The 16,478-nt window shown below is 65.6% G+C and carries 20 protein-coding genes and 1 pseudogene; 12 read left to right on the top strand and 9 right to left on the bottom strand.

The genetic code is table 11. The annotated features are described in order from the left end of the window. Positions 1-111 precede the first annotated feature (111 nt). Positions 112-573 carry a Crp/Fnr family transcriptional regulator gene (locus CXZ10_RS14640; RefSeq protein WP_101290075.1) on the top strand — a complete coding sequence of 154 codons (462 nt, stop codon included), beginning with the start codon at positions 112-114 and terminating at the stop codon, positions 571-573. A 10-nt stretch (positions 574-583) separates the two neighbouring features. Here the strand turns inward: CXZ10_RS14640 and CXZ10_RS14635 are convergent, their stop codons facing one another. The 7 genes and pseudogenes from CXZ10_RS14635 to ffh all read right to left on the bottom strand — a co-directional run bounded on the left by CXZ10_RS14635 (position 584) and on the right by ffh (position 5,628). After that, complete coding sequence (locus tag CXZ10_RS14635) at positions 584-1,396, bottom strand: exodeoxyribonuclease III (RefSeq protein ID WP_101290074.1); 813 nt, start codon at positions 1,394-1,396, stop codon at positions 584-586. A gap of 91 nt (positions 1,397-1,487) precedes the next feature. Beyond that, positions 1,488-1,883, bottom strand: a pseudogene (gene rplS, locus CXZ10_RS14630) (50S ribosomal protein L19); the annotation flags it as partial. A 157-nt stretch (positions 1,884-2,040) separates the two neighbouring features. Further along, positions 2,041-2,751, bottom strand: a complete 711-nt coding sequence (gene trmD / locus CXZ10_RS14625) for a tRNA (guanosine(37)-N1)-methyltransferase TrmD (RefSeq protein ID WP_101290072.1) — start codon at positions 2,749-2,751, stop codon at positions 2,041-2,043. Continuing rightward, on the bottom strand, positions 2,748-3,293 hold the full coding sequence (gene rimM, locus CXZ10_RS14620; protein WP_244617168.1) for a ribosome maturation factor RimM: 546 nt from the start codon (positions 3,291-3,293) through the stop codon (positions 2,748-2,750). Before rimM ends, trmD begins: the two co-directional genes overlap by 4 nt. Before the next feature lie 74 nt (positions 3,294-3,367). Continuing rightward, positions 3,368-3,727: a 30S ribosomal protein S16 gene (gene rpsP / locus CXZ10_RS14615; RefSeq protein WP_101290071.1), complete on the bottom strand. Its 360-nt coding sequence runs from the start codon at positions 3,725-3,727 to the stop codon at positions 3,368-3,370. Positions 3,728-3,775: 48 nt separating this feature from the next. Beyond that, the gene (locus CXZ10_RS14610; protein ID WP_210199937.1) at positions 3,776-4,069 is read right to left on the bottom strand and encodes a chorismate mutase; all 294 of its coding nucleotides are present in this window, start codon (positions 4,067-4,069) and stop codon (positions 3,776-3,778) included. After that, positions 4,066-5,628, bottom strand: a complete 1,563-nt coding sequence (gene ffh / locus CXZ10_RS14605; RefSeq protein WP_101290070.1) for a signal recognition particle protein — start codon at positions 5,626-5,628, stop codon at positions 4,066-4,068. Before ffh ends, CXZ10_RS14610 begins: the two co-directional genes overlap by 4 nt. Positions 5,629-5,906: 278 nt before the next feature. On the opposite strand from ffh, the gene dapF reads away from it, so the two are divergent. The 7 genes from dapF to CXZ10_RS14570 all read left to right on the top strand — a co-directional run bounded on the left by dapF (position 5,907) and on the right by CXZ10_RS14570 (position 11,652). Further along, complete coding sequence (dapF, locus tag CXZ10_RS14600; protein WP_101290069.1) at positions 5,907-6,755, top strand: diaminopimelate epimerase; 849 nt, start codon at positions 5,907-5,909, stop codon at positions 6,753-6,755. Positions 6,756-6,766: 11 nt separating this feature from the next. After that, positions 6,767-7,609 (top strand): class I SAM-dependent methyltransferase, encoded by an 843-nt coding sequence (locus tag CXZ10_RS14595; RefSeq protein ID WP_101290068.1) that lies wholly within the window; start codon positions 6,767-6,769, stop codon positions 7,607-7,609. 84 nt (positions 7,610-7,693) lie between these two features. Then, positions 7,694-8,950, top strand: a complete 1,257-nt coding sequence (gene mtaB / locus CXZ10_RS14590; RefSeq protein WP_101290067.1) for a tRNA (N(6)-L-threonylcarbamoyladenosine(37)-C(2))-methylthiotransferase MtaB — start codon at positions 7,694-7,696, stop codon at positions 8,948-8,950. A gap of 17 nt (positions 8,951-8,967) precedes the next feature. Further along, positions 8,968-9,999, top strand: coding sequence for a signal recognition particle-docking protein FtsY (gene ftsY, locus CXZ10_RS14585; protein ID WP_101290066.1), 1,032 nt, complete (start codon positions 8,968-8,970; stop codon positions 9,997-9,999). Between the two features lie 122 nt (positions 10,000-10,121). Continuing rightward, positions 10,122-10,850 (top strand): heme ABC transporter permease, encoded by a 729-nt coding sequence (locus tag CXZ10_RS14580; protein ID WP_101290065.1) that lies wholly within the window; start codon positions 10,122-10,124, stop codon positions 10,848-10,850. Next, positions 10,847-11,071 carry a heme exporter protein CcmD gene (ccmD, locus tag CXZ10_RS14575; RefSeq protein ID WP_101290064.1) on the top strand — a complete coding sequence of 75 codons (225 nt, stop codon included), beginning with the start codon at positions 10,847-10,849 and terminating at the stop codon, positions 11,069-11,071. Before CXZ10_RS14580 ends, ccmD begins: the two co-directional genes overlap by 4 nt. Beyond that, positions 11,068-11,652, top strand: a complete 585-nt coding sequence (locus CXZ10_RS14570; RefSeq protein ID WP_180335988.1) for a DsbE family thiol:disulfide interchange protein — start codon at positions 11,068-11,070, stop codon at positions 11,650-11,652. Before ccmD ends, CXZ10_RS14570 begins: the two co-directional genes overlap by 4 nt. Here CXZ10_RS14570 and CXZ10_RS14565 read toward each other — a convergent pair. Further along, complete coding sequence (locus CXZ10_RS14565; protein WP_101290062.1) at positions 11,637-12,311, bottom strand: YggS family pyridoxal phosphate-dependent enzyme; 675 nt, start codon at positions 12,309-12,311, stop codon at positions 11,637-11,639. The genes CXZ10_RS14570 and CXZ10_RS14565 overlap by 16 nt on opposite strands. A 226-nt stretch (positions 12,312-12,537) precedes the next feature. Here CXZ10_RS14565 and CXZ10_RS14560 point away from each other — a divergent pair, with 226 nt between their 5' ends. The 4 genes from CXZ10_RS14560 (at position 12,538) to CXZ10_RS14545 (ending at position 15,461) form a co-directional block, all read left to right on the top strand. Then, the gene (locus CXZ10_RS14560) at positions 12,538-13,203 is read left to right on the top strand and encodes a LolA family protein (RefSeq protein WP_210199936.1); all 666 of its coding nucleotides are present in this window, start codon (positions 12,538-12,540) and stop codon (positions 13,201-13,203) included. A 20-nt stretch (positions 13,204-13,223) separates the two neighbouring features. Then, the gene (locus tag CXZ10_RS14555; protein WP_101290061.1) at positions 13,224-13,820 is read left to right on the top strand and encodes a septation protein A; all 597 of its coding nucleotides are present in this window, start codon (positions 13,224-13,226) and stop codon (positions 13,818-13,820) included. Further along, positions 13,817-14,209, top strand: coding sequence for a VOC family protein (locus CXZ10_RS14550; RefSeq protein ID WP_101290060.1), 393 nt, complete (start codon positions 13,817-13,819; stop codon positions 14,207-14,209). Before CXZ10_RS14555 ends, CXZ10_RS14550 begins: the two co-directional genes overlap by 4 nt. 103 nt (positions 14,210-14,312) lie before the next feature. Next, on the top strand, positions 14,313-15,461 hold the full coding sequence (locus CXZ10_RS14545) for a MalY/PatB family protein (RefSeq protein WP_101290059.1): 1,149 nt from the start codon (positions 14,313-14,315) through the stop codon (positions 15,459-15,461). Between the two features lie 125 nt (positions 15,462-15,586). Here the strand turns inward: CXZ10_RS14545 and CXZ10_RS14540 are convergent, their stop codons facing one another. After that, positions 15,587-16,471 carry a ParB/RepB/Spo0J family partition protein gene (locus tag CXZ10_RS14540; RefSeq protein WP_101290058.1) on the bottom strand — a complete coding sequence of 295 codons (885 nt, stop codon included), beginning with the start codon at positions 16,469-16,471 and terminating at the stop codon, positions 15,587-15,589. Between the last annotated feature and the right edge of the window lie 7 nt (positions 16,472-16,478).

Genomic DNA, 16,478 nt, shown 5'->3' with positions numbered 1-16,478 from the left:
GCGGTTAACCTTCTGCGGGCGACATGCTAGGGAATCTGCGTCATGCGCCGCGTGGGCGGCGCATGACCTGCAGGTTCCGCCACTGTTCGTCCCGCCCGCGCCAGGCCATCCATGAGTCTCGAGTCCGATATAAAGCTGCTCGGCACGGTGTCCATGCTCTCCGATTTCACGGAGGACAAGCTGCGTCTGCTCGCCTTCTCGGCCGAGAACCGCGACTTCCGGGATGGTCAGCGGCTTTATTCGGCGGGTGACCGCGCCGACTGCGCTCATGTGGTATCGTCGGGCGAGGTGGCACTGTTCCCGCCGGGAGACACGGAAACCGCCGCCGAGGTGGTGGGCCGCGGCGCCCTGCTCGGCGGCCTCGCGCTGATCGTCGACAGCGAGCGGACGATGACCGCCGTGGCGCGCGGCCGGGTCGAAACCATCCTGATCCGCCGGCCGCTGTTCCGCCGCATGCTCGACGAGTTTCCCGAGATCGCCGCCGGCCTGCATCGCCGCCTGTCGGCCAACGTCCGCGACACCACCTCGCGGCTGATGTCGGTGCGCGACCGCCTCGACAGGCTGGGGAACTAGCCCCCTGAGCTCAGACCTCGATGCTGACCACCACCGGTGCGTGGTCGGAAGGCCGGTCCCAGTCGCGGGCATCCTTCAGGATGCGGAAATCGCTCACGCGCGCCGCCATGTTCGGGTGAGCCCAGATGTGGTCGAGTCGCCGCCCCTTGTCGGCCGCCCGCCAGTCCTTGGCGCGGTAGCTCCACCAGGAATAGAGTTTTTCCTCAAGCGGCACGAAACGCCGGGCGATATCGACGTAACCGACGGAAGAACGCACGGCTTCCAGCTTCTCGCACTCGATGGGCGTATGGCTGACGATCTTCATCAGCGCCTTGTGCGACCAGACATCATGCTCGTGAGGCGCGACGTTGAGATCGCCGACCACCACGTCGGGCAATCCGCCCCCTGCGGTCGGCAGAAAATCCTTCATCTCGTCTAGGAAGCGCAGCTTGTGATCGAACTTGGGGTTGATCGTCGCATCCGGCTCGTCGCCGCCGGCAGGCACGTAGAAGTTATGGACGCGGAAGGCCGAGTTGCCCTCCCCGATCACCGCCGAGATATGGCGTGGATCGCCGACCTTCTCGCAGAACTCCCGCACCTGGACGTCGGCGAGCGGCAGACGCGACACGATGGCGACGCCATGGTAGCCGCCGCGTCCGCCATTCAGCGCGACATGGTCATAGCCGAGCTTACGGAAGTCGGCGACCGGAAACTGGCCGTCCTGACACTTGGTTTCCTGCAGGAACAGCACGTCTGGCGCCGCCTCGTTGAGCAAGCGCTCGACGATGAGCCGGCGCATGCGCACGGAGTTGATGTTCCAGGTGGCGATCTTGACCTGTCGCATGGGCTTTCGGGATCTCCGGATGTGAAAAGGCCCGCGTGCAAAGCGCGCGGGCCCGGAACGATCGGTCAGCCGTGGGCTGCGCTCACTTGTCGGCCTTGGCAGCGTCGTTGAGTTTGCGGGCGCGGGCGTTGTTCGCCTCGAAGATACGGGCCGCCTTGCCGCGCAGGTCGCGCAGGTAATAAAGCTTGGCCCGGCGCACCTTACCGCGGCGCACCACTTCCAGCGAATCGATCATTGGCGAATACATCGGGAAGACGCGCTCGACGCCCTCGCCGTAGGAAATCTTGCGGACGGTGAAGCTCTCGTTGAGACCGCCACCCTTGCGGGCGATGCAGACGCCCTCGTAGGCCTGCACGCGGGTGCGGCTGCCTTCGGTGACCTTCACGTTGACGCGAACGGTGTCGCCAGGGGAGAACTCGGGCAGCTCGCGCTGGGCCTTGACCACGGCCATCTGCTCGGCCTCGAGCTCCTGGATGATCTTGCTCATCTTTGGATTCCTTCTTTTTCCTGAGCCGACCAGAGCGCCCGAACATCGTCACAGCGGAGCGAAGGGGCGGATACGTCAATCAACTATGGGCGGGGTTCCTACACGAGCCGGACCGGTTTGTCGACCACTTCGGGCCAGATTCTTTGCCGGAAACTGCTCATTTTCGGCCTCGGGACGCGGGATGTGCGGCCCAGAGGTCCGGCCGCCGCTCGGCCGTAACCCGTTCGGCTTCGGCGCGACGCCAGGCATCCACTTTCGCGTGGTCTCCGGACAGGAGAACCGATGGGATCGCCTCGTCCTCGAAGACAGGCGGGCGGGTGTATTGGGCGTGCTCCAGCAGGCCCTCCTCGAAGCTCTCGGTGACACCGGAGAGATCGTTGCCCATCACGCCGGGCAGCAGACGCACCACGGCATCGAGAAGCACGATGGCTGCCACCTCGCCACCCGACAGCACGTAGTCGCCGATCGACACTTCTTCGAGCTGCCGCCGACCGATCAACCGTTCATCAACGCCCTCGAACCGGCCGCAGACAATGACGACGCCGGGACCTGCGGCAAGCTCGCGCACCCGCGCCTGCCTGAGCGGCGCCCCACGCGGCGTCATGAGAAGACGCGGCCGAGGATCATCGGCCGGTGAGACCGCGTCGATGGCGCGCGCCAGCACGTCGGCGCGCATCACCATGCCGGGACCTCCGCCGGCCGGCGTGTCGTCGACGTTGCGATGCCGCCCCTCGGCGAAGTCGCGGATCTGCGTTGCCTTCAGCGACCAGCCGCCCTCGCCGAGCGCCCGGCCGGCCAGGCTGACGCCGAGCGGACCGGGAAACATCTCGGGATAAAGGCTGAGAACGTCGGCGGCAAAGCCGGTCACGATGCGTCCTCCCCGTCCGGTTCGCCCGGGTCGTCGAGAAGGCCGTCCGGCGGTTCGATGATCGCCTTTCCTGCCTCGAAATCGAGAGTTGGCACGACGGCGCGGGTAAAGGGCACGTAGACCGACGCGCGCCCCGGACGCCGGACGTCGAGAAGATCGTCGGCCCCGAAGTTGACCACCGCGACCACGGTGCCGATCGCTTCTCCGGCCGTCGTCTCGACGGCAAGGCCTATGAGATCGGCGTAGTAAAACTCTTCCTCGTCCGGCGGCGGCAACGCCGAGCGTTCGACGTGGAGCTTGATGCGGTTGAGCTTCTCGGCGGCGGTGCGGTCGGTCAGCCCCTCGAAGGAAACGACCAGCATGTCGTCCTTGAGATGTCGCAGCGACTTGATGCGGAAGATGGTTCCCCGGCTGTCATGCAGAGGGCCATAGTCGGCGATTGCCAGGGGATCGGCGGTATGCGCCTTGACGCGCACCTCGCCGCGCACGCCATGGGCGGCGCCAATCTCGGCAATGACGATGGACTTCAGCGGCTCGGCCACGGCGGGTCTCCGGCAATGAAAAGGACCGCCCCGCGGGGCGGGACGGTCCCTCAAGGGATGATGTCAGACCGAAATCACTCGGTCGGAGCTTCGGCGGCGGCGGCCTTCTCGGCACGCTCGGCGGCGCGCTCCTTGGCCTTGTCGCCCGGCTCGGCCTTCTTCGGATTGCTGCGGGCCGGTCGGCTGGCAAGGCCGGCCTTGTCGAGGAAGCGCAGCACGCGGTCGGTCGGCTGGGCGCCCTGCTCGAGCCAGTACTTGGCGCGGTCGGCGTCGAGAACGACGCGGTTCTCGGCGTCGTCGGCCAGCATCGGATCGAAGGTGCCGATCTTCTCGATGAAGCGGCCGTCACGCGGCGAGCGGGCGTCGGCGATAACGATCGAGTAGTGCGGGCGCTTCTTGGCGCCACCGCGGGCGAGACGGATCTTGAGGGACATCGGGATTACTCCAGCTTGGTTTGTCTTGGGTTAGGGGTGAGGCGCTGCCTACTGGCGAAGCGCCTCGTGGTGCCTGATCACTTCCGTGATGATGAAGTTCAGGAATTTCTCTGCAAAATCGGGATCGAGCCGGGCGTCGGCCGCCAGCGCCCGCAGGCGCTCGATCTGGACCTTCTCCCTGGAAGGATCGGCCGGCGGCAACTGATGCTCGGCCTTGAGCCGGCCGACTTTCTGCGTGCACTTGAACCGCTCGGCGAGGAGATGAACCAGCGCCGCGTCGATGTTGTCGATCGAGCCGCGCAGTTCCAGCAGTTCGGCCATCACCGGGTCGAGCGTCGTCATTTCTTCGGTCCCTTCGGCAGACCGGGAAGACCCGGCAATCCCGGCATGCGGCCACCGGGCAGACCCGGCAGACCGGAGAGACCGGGCGGCAGCGCCCCCGGCAGGCCCGGCGGCAAGCCGCCCTTCCCACCAAGGCCACCACCCATCCCCATGTCGCGGGCCATCTTTTCGAGCTGTGCCGGATCCATCTTCGAGGGATCGGGCATGCCGCCGCCCATCATGGCGCCGAGTTTGCCGAGGCCCCCGAACAGGCCGCCCTTCTGCTTGCCCATGGCCTTCATCATGTCGGCCATCTGCCGGTGCATCTTCAGCACCTTGTTGACGTCGGAGACGTCGGTGCCGGAGCCGGCGGCAATGCGCTTGCGGCGCTTGGCATCGATGACGGCAGGCTTGGCCCGCTCCTTCTTGTTCATCGACTGGATGACGGCGAGCTGGCGCTTCAGAAGGCGATCGTCGAAACCGGCGGCGGCGAGCTGGTTCTTCATCTTGCCCATGCCGGGCATCAGGCCGAGGATGCCGCTCATGCCGCCGAGCTTCTGCATTTGGGCAAGCTGATCGGCGAGGTCGTTCATGTCGAACTCGCCCTTGCCCATCTTGGCGGCCATCCGGGCCGCCTTTTCGGCGTCTAGGTTGGCGGCGGCCTTTTCGACCAAGGCCACGATGTCGCCCATGCCGAGGATACGGTCCGCCACCCGCTGCGGATGGAAATCTTCGAGCGCATCGGCTTTTTCGCCGACGCCCATCAGCTTGATCGGCTTGCCGGTGACGGCGCGCATCGACAGCGCGGCGCCGCCGCGACCATCGCCGTCGACGCGCGTCAACACGATGCCGGTGATGCCGATCTGCCCGTCGAAGGCGCGTGCCGTGTTGACGGCGTCCTGGCCGGTCAGCGCGTCGGCGACCAGCAGCACTTCGTGCGGCTGGGCGATGCGCTTGACGTCGGCCGCCTCGCTCATCAGCGCATCATCGACGGTGACACGACCGGCGGTGTCGAGCAGCACCACGTCATAGCCGCCGAGCCGGGCGGCGGTCAGCGCGCGGGCCGCGATCTCCTGGGCCGACTGTCCGGTGACGATCGGCAGCGTGTCGATGCCGTTCTGCTCGCCGAGAACCTTCAACTGCTCCATGGCGGCCGGACGCCGGGTGTCCAGCGAGGCCATCAGCACCTTCTTGCGCTGACGTTCGGTCAGACGACGGGCAATCTTGGCCGTGGTCGTCGTCTTGCCCGAGCCCTGCAGGCCGACCATCAGGATGGCGACCGGCGCCGGCGCTTCGAGGTCGATCGGCTGGGCATCGGAACCCAGCGTCTCCACGAGCTGGTCGTGGACGATCTTGACCACCATCTGGCCGGGGGTGACCGACTTCACCACCTCGACGCCGACGGCGCGGTTCTTCACCTTGTCAGTGAAGGACTTGACGACGTCGAGCGCCACGTCGGCCTCGAGCAGTGCCCGCCGTACCTCGCGCATGGCTTCTGCGACATCGGCCTCCGACAGCGCACCACGGCGGGTGAGCTTGTCGAAAATGCCGGCAAGGCGATCGGAAAGGCTTTCAAACATCGGCGGTCCTCATCGAACGGTCTGTCGGACCGCTCATATGGCCCCGTTCGCCGCGAAACCCAAGCACCGATCACATCCGCGGGCGCAACGCGCTGGCGGATGTTGACCTCCGGGATCGTGCCCCGGTCGGCGGCTCGGCTGTCGCAACAGGACGAGAATGAAGCGGCATTAGCGACAAGCCGGCGCCGAGTCAAGGAAAACCGGCGTTCTTGCCGACAAGCCGCCCTTCCGCTACCCGCGTCGATCGGCTAAGGATGGACGAGACTGAGAGAACGACGATGAGCATTCCCTACGCCAAGATGAATGGTATCGGCAACGAGATCGTCGTGCTCGACCTGCGCGGCCGTTCGGAGACGGTGACGGCTGAGGCGGCGCGCGCCATCGGAGCCCAAGAGCCTTTCGATCAGCTGATGGTGCTCTACGCCCCAAAGCGGCCGGACACGCTGGCGTTCATGCGGATCTTCAATATCGATGGCTCCGAGAGTTTCGCCTGTGGCAACGGCACACGCTGCGTCGGCACGCGCCTGTTTGAAGCCGGCGCACCGTCGTCCTTCCTTCTCGAGTCACGCGCCGGTCTTTTGCGCGTCGAAAAGGCAGAACGCGGCTTGGTAACGGTCGACATGGGCGAGCCACGCTTTGGTTGGAGCGACATCCCGCTTGCCGAACCCTTTGCCGATACCCGCGCCATCGAGCTGCAAATTGGACCGATCGACGCGCCGATCCTGCATTCGCCCTCGGTCGCCAATGTCGGCAACCCGCACGCCATTTTCTGGGTCGACGACGTCGAGGCCTATGATCTCGCCGCTATCGGACCCATGCTCGAGAACCACCCCATCTTTCCCGAGCGCGCCAATATCTCGCTCGCCCACGTGACGGCACCAGATGCGCTGACGCTCAAGGTTTGGGAGCGCGGCGCCGGACTGACGCGCGCCTGTGGCTCGGCGGCCTGCGCGGCCGCCGTTTCCGCCGCGCGCACGCGGCGCACCGGACGCAAGGTGCGCGTGACGCTTCCGGGCGGCGAACTCGTCATCGACTGGACGGCGGAGAACCGCATCCTGATGACCGGCGCCACCGAGTTCGAGCACGACGGCCTTCTGCCGGATGACATCTTCGCCGCCGCAGCCTGAAGGGAATCACCATGCAGATCGGCACGGCGAGCGCGACGGCCCTGGTCACCGCCGCGCTGAGGGTGGCACATCAGTCATATGACGATGGCCGCGTCTTTCGCGATCCCTTCGCCGAGGACATGCTGGGTCCGGAAGGCGCCCCGCTGATGATGGGCCTGCCCATCGTGCCCGGCTACCGGACGATGCGGTTTCTCATGGCCGCCCGCAGCAGGTACGCCGAAGATGCACTGGCCGAAGCGGTGGCTCGTGGCTGTCGTCAGGTGGTGCTGCTTGGCGCCGGCCTCGACACCTTGAGCCTTCGCAATCCCCATCGCGGGGTCGGTTTGCGCATCTTTGAGCTCGACCATCCGGCAACCCAGGCGGACAAGCGCCGCCGCCTGCTGCGCTTCGGGCCGAAGTTGCCGCTGAGCCTTTCGCTGGTGCCGGTAATCTTCGGCGAGGACGATATCGCTGCGGCCCTGACCGCGGCGGGCTGGCGAGCCGATGAGCCAACCTTCTTCCAGATGCTCGGGGTCGTCGTTTACCTGCCGGCAGCGATAAGGCAGATGCTTTTCGGCTTTGTCGCCAGGCTGCCGGATTCGGACATCGTGCTTGATTACTCGACGCCGCCGGAAAGCCAATCACCAGAGGGGCGCGCGGTCACCGAGGCGCAGATGATCGAGGCGGCGAAGATCGGCGAGCCCTGGCTCGGCCTCGTCGAACCGGAAGCGTTGGCCCGTGAGTTCGCCGACCTCGGGCTGACCGACATCGAAGACCTCGACCTTACAGGCCTCCGGCAGCGCTATCTCGGCGAGACGCCGCAGGGTACCGGTGATCTGGGTCCGCACGTTCTTCGCGCCCGACGGCCGACCTGAGCCGGCCATGCGGTTTCCGCTCTGGCAATTTCCGCGCCTTTCCGCCATATAGCCGGTCTGAACCACGAGCATCGGAACAAGAGAATGGCGATCGAGGTGATCACCTTCGGCTGCCGCCTCAACACGGCGGAATCGGAAGTGATGCGGCAGAAGGCAGTCGAGGCAGGCCTTTCCGAGGCCGTGCTGGTCAACACCTGCGCCGTCACCGGCGAGGCCGTTCGACAGGCAAAACAAGCCATTCGCCGCGCCCGACGCGCCAATCCCGCCGCCCGCATCGTGGTGACCGGCTGCGCCGCCCAGACCTCGCCGGAGCTGTTTGCCGGCATGGAAGAGGTCGACCTTGTGGTGGGCAACGCCGACAAGCTCAGCGAAGCGGCCTATCAGGCCATCCCCGATTTCGGCGTGTCGGCAGAAGAGAAGACCCGTGTCAACGACATCATGAGCGTACGCGAGACGGCTCTGCACCTCGTCGACGGTTTCGAGGGTCGCACCCGCGCCTTCGTGCAGGTGCAGAACGGCTGCGACCATCGCTGCACCTTCTGCATCATCCCCTTCGGTCGGGGCAACTCCCGCTCGGTGCCGATGGGCGATGTGGTGGCGCAGGTGCGCCGCCTCGTTGAAAACGGCTATGCCGAGGTGGTGCTGACCGGCGTCGATCTTACCTCCTATGGCGACGACCTGCCGGGCACCCCGCGCCTCGGTCGCCTGACCCGATCCATCCTCAAGGAGGTGCCGGAGCTATCCCGCCTGCGCATTTCCTCGATCGACTCCATCGAAGCCGATCCCGACCTGATGGCCGCCATCGCCGAGGAAGAGCGGCTGATGCCGCATATGCACCTGTCGCTCCAGCATGGCGACGACCTGATCCTGAAGCGCATGAAGCGGCGCCATCTGCGCGCCGACGCCATCCGATTCTGCGACGAAGCGCGACGCCTCCGGCCCGACATGGTGTTCGGCGCCGACATCATCGCCGGCTTCCCGACCGAGACCGAGGAGATGTTCCGCAACTCGCTCGCCATCGTCGACGACTGCGGCCTCACCCATCTCCACGTCTTCCCCTATTCGCCACGTCCCGGCACGCCGGCCGCGCGCATGCCACAAGTTGAGCGTGCCGAGATCAAGATTCGCGCCCAGCGATTGCGGGAGAAAGGTGAAGCGGCCTTCCGTGCGCACCTCGAAGCCGAGGCAGGCCGCCGCCACGCTGTGCTGGTCGAGAAAGATGGGCTCGGACGCACCGAACAGTTTACGCTCACCGAAATCGACCGCGGCGTCCCCGGCGAGATCGTGCCGGCCATCGTCACCGGCCGCACCGACCGTACCCTGATTTCCAAGGCCGCCTGAGGCGAAGGACCAACGACATGTCGGACGACAAGAAGCCGGGCCTCATCGGTCGGTGGTTTGGCGGCGGGCGCGAGGCGCCGGACACACGTGAATCACAAGCCGAGCCGGCGGCTCCGGCCGTTGCCGAACGTTCGTCCTGGTTCCAGCGGCTCACGAGCGGCATGTCCCGCTCCTCGCAAGCAATCGGCGGCGGCATCGTCTCCATTTTCACCAAGCGCAAGCTCGACGCCGACACCCTTGAAGAACTCGAGGACGTGCTGATCCAGGCCGACCTCGGCGTCGCCGTTGCGTCGGCCATCACTGATCGGTTGTCGGCCGAGCGTTACGGCAAGGACATTACCGACGACGAAGTGAAAAGCATTTTGGTGGCCGAGGTGGAAAAGGTCCTTGCCCCGGTCGCGGTGCCCTTCGCGCTGAAGCCCGACAAGGCGCCGCAGGTGGTGCTGGTGGTGGGCGTCAACGGCTCCGGCAAGACCACCACCATCGGCAAGCTCGCCTCGAAGTTCACCGCCGAGGGAAAGAAGGTCATGCTGGCAGCCGGCGACACCTTCCGCGCCGCCGCCATCGACCAGCTGAAAGTCTGGGCCGGGCGGACGAACGTGCCGATCGTCGCCCGCGACGTCGGCTCGGATTCGGCCGGCCTCGCCTTCGATGCGCTGACCCGGGCAAAAGCCGAGGGCATCGACGTGTTGATGATCGACACGGCCGGCCGCCTGCAGAACAAGGCCGAGCTGATGGCCGAGCTGGAAAAGGTCGTCCGCGTCCTCCGCAAGGTCGACCCCACGGCGCCACATGACGTGCTGCTGGTACTCGACGCCACCACCGGTCAGAATGCGGTCTCCCAGGTGGAGGTGTTCGGACGCACGGCCGGCGTCACCGGTCTGGTCATGACCAAGCTCGACGGCACGGCGCGCGGCGGCATCCTCGTCGCCATCGCCGAGAAGTTCGGCCTGCCGGTGCACTTCATCGGCGTCGGTGAAGGCATCGACGACCTCGAACCCTTTGCCGCCCGTGACTTCGCCCGCGCCATCGCCGGGCTCGGCGACTGAAGCGTCTGGCGCCCCCCTTCGCATGGCTGCGGATTGCCGGCCATCGGAGAAGCCGCTATTTGTGCAGTCTGGAATACGTCGAAGCCGCGACTGGCACCTGTCGCGCACGCTCCGAGGCAAGCATGTCCCTCGCCGACTTGGCCAACCCCACCCGTTTCCTGGCATTTGCCGGCCGTCTGATCCCCTGGCTTGCCAGCCTTACCGTCGTCCTGTTTGCCACCGGCCTGGTGCTCGTAGCCCGTTCGCCGGCCGACTATCTCCAGGGCGAGACGGTCAGGATCATGTATATCCACGTGCCCTCCGCCTGGCTCTCCATGCTGACCTACGGCATCATGGCAGTCTCGGCGCTCGGCACGCTGGTCTGGCGGCATCCGCTCGCCGACGTCGCCGCCCGCGCCGCGGCGCCGATCGGCGCCACCTTCACGGCCCTCGCTCTCGTGACCGGCTCGCTGTGGGGCCGGCCGATGTGGGGCACCTATTGGGAATGGGATGCCCGGCTTACATCGGTGTTGGTGCTGTTCATCATGTATCTCGGGCTCATCGCCCTCTGGCGGACCATCGAGGACCCGACGCGCGGCGCCCGCGCCGCCGCCATCCTGATCCTGGTCGGCTCGGTCAACCTGCCGATCATCAAGTTCTCGGTCGACTGGTGGAACACCCTGCATCAGCCCGCTTCAGTGTTCCGCATCGATGGCCCGACCATCGACGCCACCATGCTGCTGCCGCTCGCCACCATGGCGCTCGCCTTCACCGTCCTTCTCGCCACGCTGCATCTGGCGGCCATGCGCAACGAGATCCTGCGCCGACGCATCCGCGCCCTCGGTCTGACTGCCGCCGGAGCCGCCAGATGATCGCTTCTCTCGGCCCCTACGCCAATTTCATCCTGTTGAGCTATGCGGCAGCCACCCTCGCCGCCCTTGGTTTGACGCTGTGGGTGATTCTGGATCATCGCCGGCTGAGACATACGCTCACAGCTCTCGAAGCGCGCGGCTTGACCCGCCGCTCGGCGCGTGCCGCCGCCCGCCTCGCGCCCGAAACACCTTTGGAAACGACGCTGGAGACGCAGGCGTGAGTGCATCCTCACCCCGCCGCGTCGGCCTTCTCGCGCTCGTGCCGCTCGCCTTGTTCCTGGCGCTGGCGATGCTGTTCTACGCAAGACTCGGGGCGGGTGATCCTTCGGAGGTGCCTTCGGCGCTGATCGGCAAGCCGGTGCCCGACTTCCAGCTCGATGCGGTGGCCGGCCTGACGCGGGACGGATCCCCGGTTCCCGGTTTGTCGACCGCTGATCTTGCCAAGGGCGTTTCCGTCGTCAACGTCTTCGCCAGTTGGTGTGCGCCCTGCCGGGCCGAACATCCGCTGTTGGTCGAACTCGCCAAGGACCAGCGGATTCGCCTCTACGGCCTCAATTACAAGGATACGGACGATCAGGCGCTGCGATTTCTGAATGGCCTCGGCAATCCCTACGCCGCCGTCGGCGCCGACCGGAAAGGGCGCGTCGGCATCGATTGGGGTGTCTACGGCGTGCCGGAAACCTTCGTGGTGGTCGACGGCCGGATTGTCGCCAAGCTGGTCGGGCCGCTTAACCCCGATCGCCTGTCGACCGAGTTGAAGCCGGCCATCGACAAGGCGCTCGCCGCTCAGGCGACGCCATAATCTCGATAGCCGAAGATGGCGCTGCCAACCCGCACATGCGTCGCGCCCTGCCCGATCGCCGTCTCGTAATCCGATGACATGCCCATCGAGCGGAAAGCGACGCCGCTTCGCCGCGCCAGCTCGTCAAGCAACGCGAAGTGCGGTGCCGGCGGGTCGCCGACCGGCGGGATGCACATCAGCCCTGAAATGGTGAGGCCGTGCACCTCGCGGCAACGTTTCACGAACTCCACCGTTTCGCGCGGCGCGATGCCCGCCTTCTGCGGTTCCTCGCCGGTGTTGACCTGCACGAGCAGCTTCGGAAAACGGCTTTGCGCCTGCATTTCCTTGGCCAGCGCGGCGGCGATCTTGTCCCGGTCGACCGTGTGGATGACGTCGAACAGGGCCACGGCCTCACGTGTCTTGTTCGACTGCAGCGGTCCGATCAGGTGCAGTTCCACCGCTGGAAAGTCGGCCTTCACGGCCGGGAACTTGCCGGCCGCTTCCTGCACGCGGTTCTCACCGAAGACCCGCTGCCCGGCGGCGACCGCGGCGCGGATGTCGGCCTCGGGGAAGGTCTTGGAAACGGCAATCAGCGTTACCGAGCCAGCCGGCCGGCCCGCTTCCTCCTCGGCGCCCTCGATCACCGCTCGCACCCGCCCAAGCGCTTCGGAAATGGTCATACTCGCCTCTCCACTTTCCCGAAGGCCGCAGAACCTCCGGGCCGGAGGGCTGGAGACGATCCCGTCATCCGCCCCTGCCGCCTGTCTTTGGCGCGCGCGGCCGGCTTGTCAAGACGAGGCAGGACGCTCCACCTTGTTTCGCCATCTTCTGACCTTTAAGTGAGGTGGAATCTCGCGCCGGAACGCAGCTATCGCGCGGAAGGCGGCAATGAAGAGGATATCCGCGATGTTTCAAACCCTGAGGATGGGGCGCCGCGCGTTCCTGAACGGCCTTGCCGGTGCCGGCCTGGCGCTTGCGGCCGCGGCACTGCCCGGCGCGGTGACGGGCGCGTCCGCCAAGCCCAACCTTGCCAATCTCTCTCCCGAACAGCTCGCCACGGTGCAGGCGGTCAATCGCTACTTCAACTCGATCACCACCATCGAGGGCAAGTTCCTGCAGACGGCGCCGGACGGCGGCGAGACCACCGGCTATTTCGTCATCGACCGTCCCGGCAAGATGCGTTTCCGCTACTATCCGCCGGCCAAGCTCGACATTACCGTCGACGGCCGAACGGTGGCGGTGGACGACAAGGCCATGCAGTCGCAGACGCTCTATCTTCTCTCCGAAACACCGTTGCGCTTCCTGCTCGACAAGAACATCAATCTTCTTGAGGAAGCGGTGGTGCAGTCGGTCAGCGCCGATTCGGACTTCATCGTCATTCGCCTTCAGGACCCCGGTACCTTCGTCACCAGCCACCTGACGCTCTACTTCGACGCCCGCACCACCGAACTGAAGCAGTGGACGGTGACCGACGATCAGGGTTTCGACACCACGGTGGCCATCTACGAGACCAAGGTGGGCAATCCCACCAATCCCGAATGGTTTGAGATCAACTATTCCAAGTACAAGTAACGGCCTGCCAGGAGTGACCGATGACCGACGTGCCCGCCGCTGGCCGCAAGGCCGAGAATCCCTGGCTCAAGCTTGCCCTTGAGCTCGGACCGCTTCTCGTCTTCTTCTTTGCCAACGGCCGCTTCGGCATCTTCGTCGCCACCGGCGCCTTCATGGCGGCGATGGCGGTGGCGCTTGTCGCCTCCTGGATGATCAACCGACGCCTCGCCATCATGCCGCTGGTCACTGGCGTCGTCGTCGCCGTTTTCGGCACGCTGACGCTGGTGCTGCACGACGACACGTTCATCAAGATGAAGCCCACCATCGTCAACGGCCTGTTCGGTAGCGCGCTTCTCGGCGGACTCCTCTTCGGCAAGACGCTGCTCGGCTATGTCTTCGACGGCGCCTTTCACCTTGACGAAGCGGGCTGGCGCAAGCTGACCATTCGCTGGGGCCTGTTCTTCTTTCTGCTCGCCATCCTCAACGAACTGATCTGGCGCACCCAGACGACCGAGTTCTGGATCGCCTTCAAGGTCTGGGGCATCATGCCGCTGACCTTGTTGTTCTCGATCGCCCAACTGCCGCTTCTGTCGCGCCACGCCATCGAGCAACCGGACATTTCCAAGGACGCGGCATGACAAGCACGATTGCCAGCCTGGCGCTGCTCGTTGCCGACTATGACGAGTCGATCGCCTTCTACGTCGACAATCTCGGCTTCTCGCTCATCGACGATACGCCGCTCGGCGACGGCAAGCGCTGGGTGCGGGTCGCCCCCACCGGAGGCGGCACAGCTTTGCTGCTCGCTCGCGCTGACGGCCCCGAACAGGCGGCACATATCGGCAATCAGACCGGCGGCCGGGTTTTCCTTTTCCTGGAGACCGATAACTTCGCCCGCGATCACGCGCTGTTCTCGGCCCGGGGCGTTCGTTTTCTTGAAGAACCACGCCATGAGGCCTACGGCACTGTCGCCGTCTTCGAGGATCTCTACGGCAATCGCTGGGACCTCATCGAACCCAAGCGAGCCTGACAGCTTCCGTTTCCCATCGGTTCCTTGCATCCAAAGGCTGGATCAGCTCCGGCCTTTGGGGCTAGTGTCGCCTGATCCGTTTCGACGATAAGGACTTTTGTTCATGGCTGCCTACGACTTCGACACCGTCATCGATCGACGGCAGGTGCCCACTTCCAAATGGGACCGCTATCCCGAGGACGTGTTGCCGATGTGGGTGGCCGATATGGATTTCTCGGTCGCCGAGCCGATCGCTGCCGCCTTGCGCGATCGCCTAGAGCATCCTGTATTCGGCTACGGCGGCCCCGGACCGGCATCGCTGCGCGATCTGATCGCCGAGGACATGCGGGATCTCTATGGCTGGACCATATCGCCTGCCGACGTGGTGTTTCTGCCGGGCGTCGTGCCCGGCTTCAACCAGGCCCTCAAGGCCATCGCCCAACCCGGCGACAGCCTGGTAATCGAGACACCCGTCTATCCGCCGATCCTCGCCGCCGCAGGCCACTGGGACCTCAACCGCGTCGATGTTCCGGTGCTGCCGGTCGCCGAGGGATCGGCTGTCGATGTCGACCGCCTGACCGGCGCCCTCGCCGGCGCCGCCGCCTTCCTGCTCTGCAATCCACACAATCCCACCGGGCGGGTACGGACCCGGACCGAGCTCGAAGCGGTTGCCGAGGCCAGCCTTTCCTCCGGCGCGGTGATCATTTCGGATGAGATTCATTGCGACATCGTCTACGGCGGCGCCAGGCACATACCGGTCGCCGCCCTGTCTCCGGAGGTCGCCCGCCGAACCATCACCCTGATGGCCGCCAGCAAGACCTACAATATCGCTGGACTGAAGACCGCCTACGCCATCATTCCCGACGCCGACCTGCGCCGTCGCTTCGTCGCCGCCAACCTCGGCATGAGCGAGGGCGCCAACGTGCTCGGCCTCGTTGCCACCGAGGCGGCCCTTCGCCACGGCCGGCCCTGGAAGCAGGCACTCCTCTCCTATCTTGAGGCCAATCGCGACCATCTTGTCGCCCGTCTTGCACGGGAACTTCCCGGTATCCGCCTCAACTCACCGGAAGCGACCTATCTCGCGTGGCTCGATTGCTCCGCCCTCGAACTGGGCGATGCCTACCGTTTCTTCCTCGACAAAGCCAAGGTCGCCTTCAATCCGGGTCCAAGTTTCGGTGGCGACGATCATCACGTTCGACTGAACTTCGGCTGTCCGCGCACCCTGCTCGACGAGGGGATCGATCGGATGGTTAAGGCGCTGTCGCAGCGCTGATAGGTTCTCCATTAAGCATTTGAGGTAGCTTCAGAAACGCCATTTTCGAAGCCGAAACGAAACGCCCCGGCGGATCTCCGTCGGGGCGTTTCGTTTGCGAATCGATCTCCGTCCAGTCGCTCTGATCAGGCCTCCAGTCGGCGGATGATCTCGTCGAGCTGATCGAGGTTTGCGTAGCCCAACCGCACTTCACCGGCTCCACTGGGCTTGTGGCGAATCTGGACGGACAGCCCCAGCGCATCGGACAGCCGCTTCTCAAGCGCGCGCGTATCGGCGTCCTTGTCCGGCTTCGCCACTTTCGCCCGGCCATGCGGCTCGGAAATGGTCGCCTGGGCCAGCGTCTCGGCCGAACGCACCGTCAGGCCCTCCTCGACAATGCGCTTGGCCAGCGCTGCCGGGTCGGGCGCGGCGATCAGCGCGCGGGCGTGACCGGCGGTCAGCGCGCCGTCGTTGAGATACTGTTTCACCGGCTCTGGCAGCTTGAGAAGACGCAGCGTGTTGGCAACGTGGCTACGGCTCTTGCCGATCACCGCGGCGAGATCGTTCTGCGTATACTCGAACTCCTGGATGAGCTGGTCATAGCCCATCGCCTCTTCCAGCGGGTTGAGATCCTGCCGCTGGACGTTTTCGATGATGGCGATTTCCATCGCCTCGCGGTCGGTCACGTCCTGAATGATGACCGGGATCTCGTGCCGCCCGGCCTTCTGAGCTGCCCGCCACCGCCGCTCGCCGGCAATCAACTCGTAACCATTGCCGCCATTGGGCGCCGGCCGGACCACCACCGGCTGGATCATGCCGTGCTGGCGGATGGAACCCGCCAGTTCCTCAAGGTCTTCCTCCTTGAACAGCCGGCGTGGGTTCTTGGGATTGGCCTTGATGAGGTCGATCGCCACCTTGCGGATACCGCGCACCCGCTCCACCACCTCGAACTCTGAACTGGCGTCGCCGATCAGCGCCGCCAGTCCCCGGCCGAGCCGCCGACGTCCGCTCTCGTCGCTGACGCTGCTCATGACTTTC

Origin of the sequence: Pleomorphomonas diazotrophica (assembly GCF_002844595.1) — a bacterium.
In the GTDB taxonomy this organism is placed as follows: domain Bacteria; phylum Pseudomonadota; class Alphaproteobacteria; order Rhizobiales; family Pleomorphomonadaceae; genus Pleomorphomonas; species Pleomorphomonas diazotrophica.
Note: the sequence above shows the minus strand (reverse complement) of the source record. Positions and strands in the feature narration are given on the sequence as shown.